General features: G+C 75.3%; 8 protein-coding genes. 4 read left to right on the top strand and 4 right to left on the bottom strand.

The window, feature by feature from the left end; translation table 11 throughout:
* Nucleotides 1-66: 66 nt before the first annotated feature.
* From tnpB to rpsU, 4 genes are all read right to left on the bottom strand, one after another.
* A complete protein-coding gene (tnpB, locus tag IEX99_RS22145; protein WP_188904398.1) occupies nucleotides 67-267 on the bottom strand; it encodes an IS66 family insertion sequence element accessory protein TnpB in 201 nt (66 codons plus the stop codon).
* Entirely contained in the window at nucleotides 264-692 is a 429-nt protein-coding gene (tnpA, locus tag IEX99_RS22140) for an IS66-like element accessory protein TnpA (protein ID WP_188904396.1), read from the bottom strand. The genes tnpB and tnpA overlap by 4 nt, the downstream gene beginning before the upstream one ends.
* A 224-nt stretch (nucleotides 693-916) precedes the next feature.
* Complete coding sequence (locus IEX99_RS22135; protein ID WP_188904394.1) at nucleotides 917-1,918, bottom strand: hypothetical protein; 1,002 nt, start codon at nucleotides 1,916-1,918, stop codon at nucleotides 917-919.
* A 152-nt stretch (nucleotides 1,919-2,070) separates the two neighbouring features.
* Nucleotides 2,071-2,274, bottom strand: a complete 204-nt coding sequence (rpsU, locus tag IEX99_RS22130) for a 30S ribosomal protein S21 (protein ID WP_188904392.1) — start codon at nucleotides 2,272-2,274, stop codon at nucleotides 2,071-2,073.
* A 273-nt stretch (nucleotides 2,275-2,547) separates the two neighbouring features.
* Here rpsU and def point away from each other — a divergent pair, with 273 nt between their 5' ends.
* From def to IEX99_RS22110, 4 genes are all read left to right on the top strand, one after another.
* Entirely contained in the window at nucleotides 2,548-3,105 is a 558-nt protein-coding gene (gene def, locus IEX99_RS22125) for a peptide deformylase (protein WP_188904390.1), read from the top strand.
* Nucleotides 3,102-3,782: a COQ9 family protein gene (locus IEX99_RS22120; RefSeq protein WP_188904388.1), complete on the top strand. Its 681-nt coding sequence runs from the start codon at nucleotides 3,102-3,104 to the stop codon at nucleotides 3,780-3,782. Before def ends, IEX99_RS22120 begins: the two co-directional genes overlap by 4 nt.
* A gap of 327 nt (nucleotides 3,783-4,109) precedes the next feature.
* Nucleotides 4,110-4,652 carry a hypothetical protein gene (locus IEX99_RS22115; RefSeq protein ID WP_188904386.1) on the top strand — a complete coding sequence of 181 codons (543 nt, stop codon included), beginning with the start codon at nucleotides 4,110-4,112 and terminating at the stop codon, nucleotides 4,650-4,652.
* A 112-nt stretch (nucleotides 4,653-4,764) separates the two neighbouring features.
* Nucleotides 4,765-5,520 carry an SDR family NAD(P)-dependent oxidoreductase gene (locus tag IEX99_RS22110; RefSeq protein WP_188904384.1) on the top strand — a complete coding sequence of 252 codons (756 nt, stop codon included), beginning with the start codon at nucleotides 4,765-4,767 and terminating at the stop codon, nucleotides 5,518-5,520.
* The last annotated feature ends 190 nt before the right edge of the window (nucleotides 5,521-5,710 follow it).

Raw genomic sequence — 5,710 nt, 5'->3', positions numbered from 1 at the left:
CAACCCAACCCTACCGAGAATCACCGCGGTGGCCGCCCGGGGCGCTCCGCTCCACCAGGGGCTTCGCTACGCGCCCCGGGCTCTGACCCTCCTACACCACCACACGGGACGCCACCCGCGCTTGCCGCGGAACGCGAAGACATGGCCGCCGAACGGATCGCGCCCGAGCACCTCCTGCACCAGCCGCGCCAGCCCGTCGAAGCCCTGGCGCATGTCCGTCGGGCCGGCCGCCAGCCAGACCCGCACGCCCGGCGCCGGGCCGATCACGCCTCCCGCGCCGCCGCGCGGCGCGCGACCGCGGCGAGACCCGTCGTCACCGCGACCCGCAGCACCCGCCCGTTGCGCAGCACCACCTCGATCGGGACGGGCGCGATGTCCGGCACCGGCGGCGGCGGGGACGCGGTTGGCCCCGCGTCGGGCGCCACCAGACGCACCGGCAGCAGCCGTGGCCTCGCTGCGCGCCGGCTCGGCACCTCGCCACGTGCCGCGCGCCGCCAGCGATGCAGCAGGCTCGTGCAGATCCCGTGCCGGCGCGACACCGTCGTCACCGTCTCGCCCGGCTGGAACGTCTCCGCCACCAGCCGGACCTTCTCCTCCGCGCTGAAGCTCCGACGCCGCTCGCCACGCGTGACGATCTCGACCCGCTCCGAACCCCCGGTGCCAGCACCGGTGCTGGCATCGGTGCCAGCCATTCCTCTTGCCATCGCTTCACCTCCGCGATGGCTCTCCTCTCAGGCCCTCAACGGGCCAAAGCAAGAAGGGACGCGGGGCAACGCTTACCCTTCGTCCGCGTGGCGATGATCCGCATCATGCTCCGGCGGCTGGCCGCAACCACCTCAGCATGAAGCAGAACTTCCCGGATGGGTTCTGAGCCCGGTGGCCGCCGATGCCGGCAGCGGGAGGCGGCAGTGCGCCCTCAGCGCAGCTCCGGCGCCGGCCACGCCATCGCCGCCAACAGCGCCCCCGGCGCCGCCCGCACGAAATTCGTCCAGGTCCGGCAGTCCACCAGCATCCACCCGCGCCCCGGCGGATCGGAGGCCTCGATCGGCGGGCAGCGCCCCGATTCCGCGATCACCCGCGCCATGCGGTCGCGGTCCGGCAGGCGGCTCAGCGCACGGTTCTCCCAGCGCTCCCACCGCACCATGCCGAGGTCGCGCGCGAGGAAGAACCGCTCGAGGTGATCGGCCGTGGTGATCGCCTCGCCCCCGTAGTGCTCGGAGACCACCGCGTCGGCGAGGAACACGCCCGTCGCCCCGCTCGCGGCCTCCCGCCACGGCACGGGCAGCCGCGGCATGCGGCGCCAGCGCGTGTAGCTGACGCCGAAGGCGGCCGGGCACTCGTCCGGCCGGCGGACGATGGACAGCCGCACCACCCGCTCGGTCCACGCCTCGCGCAGCGGCGCCGCCGCGAGCAGCCAGCCGTCCGGCAGCGCGCCGCGATCCGTCCGGCAGCGCGGCGAGGCGAACCACTGCACGCCGCCGCCCGCGTCCTCGGTCATCGCCGCCGCCGCCGCGCCGCCGCGCAGGATCAGCGCCTGCCCGCCATCCCCGCGCCCGGCGTCGAAGACGCCGAAACGGCGCGGCCCGTCGCCGAAATCGAGGGTGTGGAGGATCGCCGGCCGGCCGAGCAGCGTCCCGAGCACCGCGTCGCTCGCCTGGTACCCGTGGGGCAGACGCCGCGCCGCCTCGGCCGCCGGCCAGTCGTGCCGGCGGTACGGCAAGGGCTCGCCCTGGGAGAGCGGTCGCCGGCGCGCACACCCCGGCTCGAAGGGAAGCCGTCCCGGAACCGGCGCGCCCCGCGCATCGAGGCACGCGCTCTGCGCCAGATAGGGCAGCAGGGCATCCGACGCCGCGCCCGGCGCCTGCGCGCGCGCCGCGCCGCCCGCCGCCGGCGCGAGCGCCAGGAGCGCCGCCAGCACGCGCGCCGCCCCGCGGCGGCCAGGCGCCGCGCGCATCGGCCGAGCGATGTCCGGAAACGCAAGACCGCGGCTGGCGGGTCGCCCCGCGCCGCGGTCACGGATGGGCGCCGATTCCCCGCCGTCCCGTCCGGTCGGCGGAGGTGCACGCCGCGTCAGAAGCCCTCGCGCTCGAGGCGCTTGCGCTCGACCTTGCGGGCCCGGCGGATGGCTTCGGCAGCCTCGCGGGCACGCCGCTCGGACGGCTTCTCGTAGTGCCGGCGGAGCTTCATCTCGCGGAAGACGCCCTCCCGCTGCAGCTTCTTCTTGAGCGCCTTCAGCGCCTGGTCGATGTTGTTGTCCCGGACGACGACTTGCACGCGGCTCGATCTCCTTTCCTGGTTGCGTTGGACACGGTCGCGACCTGATATGGGCCAGGATGCGGCCCGATCCAAGGCGATGTGCCCGATCCAAGACGATGTGAACGATCGCGCCGGAACCGGGTTCCCGACAGGGACCGTATCGGTCGCGACGCAGGGGCGCATGCTTAGCACGGCCCCGGGCCGCGCAGGAAGCCCTCCCGCGGCGCGGCCGGCGCGCCTACATCGCCCGACATACGCCGCACCCGCCCAGCGAAGGCAGACGACGCCGCCATGGCCATCCTCAAGATCGCCCGCATGGGCCACCCCGTCCTGCTGCGCGTCGCGGAGCCGGTCGCCGACCCCGCCGCGCCGGAGATCCGCCGCCTGGTCGCAGACATGATCGAGACCATGCACGACGCCCAGGGCATCGGCCTCGCCGCACCGCAGGTGCATGTGCCGCTGCGCCTCTTCGTCTACCGCACCGGCGGCGGCGCGGCCGCGCTGATCAACCCGACGCTGGAGCCGATCGGCGAGGAGGTGGAGCGCGGCTGGGAAGGCTGCCTCTCCATCCCCGGCCTGCGCGGCTGCGTCACCCGCGCCCGCAGGATCCGCTTCCGCGGCCTCGACGCCGAGGGCCGGCCGGTCTCCGGCGAGGCGGAGGGCATGGCCGCGCGCGTGTTCCAGCACGAGACCGACCACCTCGACGGCGTGCTCTACCCGATGCGCATGGAGGACCTGTCGCTGTTCGGCTTCACCGAGGAGCTCGCCCGCGCCGCCGCCGAGGAGGCCGAGCGCAAGGCGGGCGCAGAGGCGGCCGGCGCCGGCAACGGCGCCGGCGCGCGCCCGTGACCGGCGACTCCCTCGAGCGCAGCGCAGAGCGCGACGCCGCGATCCGCGCGATCCTCCCCCACGTCCCCGCGCGCGGCTGGACCTGGTCCGCGCTGCGCGCCGGCCTCGCCGGGCTCGGCCGCGATCCCGTCGAGGCCGCCTCCCTCTTCCCGCGCGGCCCGATCGGCGCGATCGAGGCCTGGTCCGACCTCGCCGACCGCGAGATGAACGAGGCCGCGGCGGCGGCGAACCTCGCCGTCCTGCGCACGCCCGCGCGCATCCGCCGCCTGGTCGAGCTGCGGCTGCGCGCGGCGGTGCCGCACCGCGAGGCGCTGCGCCGCGCCCTCGCGCTGCTCGCCCTGCCCTGGAATGCCGGCGTGGCGGTGCGCTGCGCGGCGCGCACGGCGGACGCGATGTGGCACGCCGCCGGCGACCGCTCGGCGGACTTCTCCTGGTACACGCGGCGGGCGAGCCTCGCCGCGATCTACCTCGCGACCCTCGCCTTCTGGCTGCGACCCGAGGCCGATGCGGCCGATCCGGAGGAGCACCTCGCGGCGACGCTGCGTTTCCTCGACCGCCGCATGGGGGACCTGATGCGGCTGGCGAAAGGCCGCGCGGCGCTGTGCGCCCGGCTGCGCCCGGGCCCGCCGCGGCACCGCGGCACGCCCGCCGGGGAGGGCGGGCAACCCGCAGCCTGATCGGGGCGTTGCCTCGTCGTCACGGAACGGTACGAGGCATCCCCGATGCGCGGCATCCTGCTCTGGCTGATCGGCATCCCGATCCCGATCATCATCCTGCTCTACCTGTTTGGCGTGATCTGACGGCAACCCCTTGGAGAAAGAGCCAAGCGGCCCGCAGAACGACGCTTCGCGCCGTGCCGGCGGCCGTGTACAAGGCAGGCACGGGAGCGGGCGCATGCGGACCCCGGACCGGAACCGTCGCGGTCGGATCCGGCCTCCGCCCGGCGTGCCCGATGCGCCGCGCGCTCCCGCGCCCCACACGCTGTCCTCGGAGAACCCGGCGCGATGTTGTCCTTCCGCTCGATCCTCGCCGGCCTCGGCGCCTTGGCCGTGGCGTCATCGCCCGCCCTCGCCGCGCCCGGCCCGGGCTGCCTGCAGCCGCCCGAGCTGAGCGCGCTCGAGCTGCGCGCGCTGCAGAGCCGGCTCATGGTCGGCGCCGTCGGCTGCCGGCAGGAGGAGGCGTACAACGCCTTCGTCCGCCGCTTCCAGCGCGAGCTCGGCAGCGCCTACCATCAGGCCGAGGGCCATTTCCGGCGGGTCCACGGCAGCCAGGGGCGCGCCCGCTTCAACCAGTTCGACACCCAGCTCGCGCTGACCCAGGAGGAGGAGCGGATCCGGCAGGGCAGCTTCTTCTGTCGCGACACGCAAGTGTACTTCCGCGAGGCGATGGCGCTGGATGCCGGCCAGCTCGCGCGGTTCGGGGCCGAGCGGAACGTCCTCCTGCCCTACCGCGCCGAAACCTGCAGCGAGTCCGAGACGCGCCCGAGCGGCAGCCGGCCCGCCCGGGCGGCGCGCACCACCTCCGCGGCGTCGGCGCAGCGCCGGTAGCAAGAGGGGGCCGCGCCCTGCGGACCGCGCGCACAGGGGCGGGACTCGGCCCGCGCCGAGAATCGCGCCATCATCCCCCCGTTCCGATGCAGCCTGAGGAGGAGCGGGCCGGATGGACGTGCAGGGGGTGGCCGCACTGGTGACCGGCGGCGGGTCCGGTCTCGGCGCGGCGACGGCGGAGGCCCTGGCCACCGCCGGGGCGCGCGTGGTGGTGATGGACCTGCGTGCCGAGAACGCGCAGCAGGTGGCGCAGCGGATCGGCGGCGTCGCCGTGGCCGGCGACGTCTGCGACTCGGCAGCGGTCGAGGCGGCGCTGGACCAGGCGGCGGCGCTCGGCCCGGTGCGCCTTGCCGTGAATTGCGCGGGCATCGCCGCCGCGGCGCGGGTGGTCGGGCGCGGCGGGCCGCACGCGCTCGAGCTGTTCTCCCGCGTGGTGCAGGTGAACCTCGTCGGCACCTTCAACGTGCTGCGCCTGGCCGCGGCGCGGATGGCGCGCACCGATCCGCTGGCCGAGGGCGAGCGTGGCCTGGTCGTGAACACCGCCTCGGTCGCGGCCTTCGAGGGGCAGATCGGGCAGTGCGCCTACTCGGCGAGCAAGGCCGGGGTCGTCGGCCTCACCCTGCCCGCGGCGCGCGAGCTGGCGCGGTTCGGGGTGCGGGTGGTCACCATCGCGCCCGGGCTCGTCGAGACGCCGATGATGGGCGTTCTGAGCCCCGAGGCGCGGGCGGCGTTGGAGGCGCTGCCGCTGTTCCCCAAGCGCCTCGGGCGGCCCTCGGAATTCGCGTCGCTGGTGCTCGCGATCTGCGCCAATCCGCTGCTGAACGGCGCGACCATCCGGCTCGACGGCGCGCTGCGCCTTCCTCCCTAGCGCCGATCGCGGACGGGCGGGAACGGCCGGGAGCGCGAATCGGCTCGACAGACAACGAGCGAGAGCCGTTGTCGCGGGCACAGCCGAGCGAAAACGGCTCTCTCTAAGCTGTCGCTGCCAAGGAGGTTGTCCCTCCGGGGCTGAGTTGGGAGGCTGCGGTTGCGAGGCCAACGACCACCGACCCGGAGCC

The organism is Caldovatus sediminis, assembly GCF_014644455.1.
Lineage (GTDB): Bacteria > Pseudomonadota > Alphaproteobacteria > Acetobacterales > Acetobacteraceae > Caldovatus > Caldovatus sediminis.
This window is presented reverse-complemented; position numbering and strand designations above follow the sequence as displayed.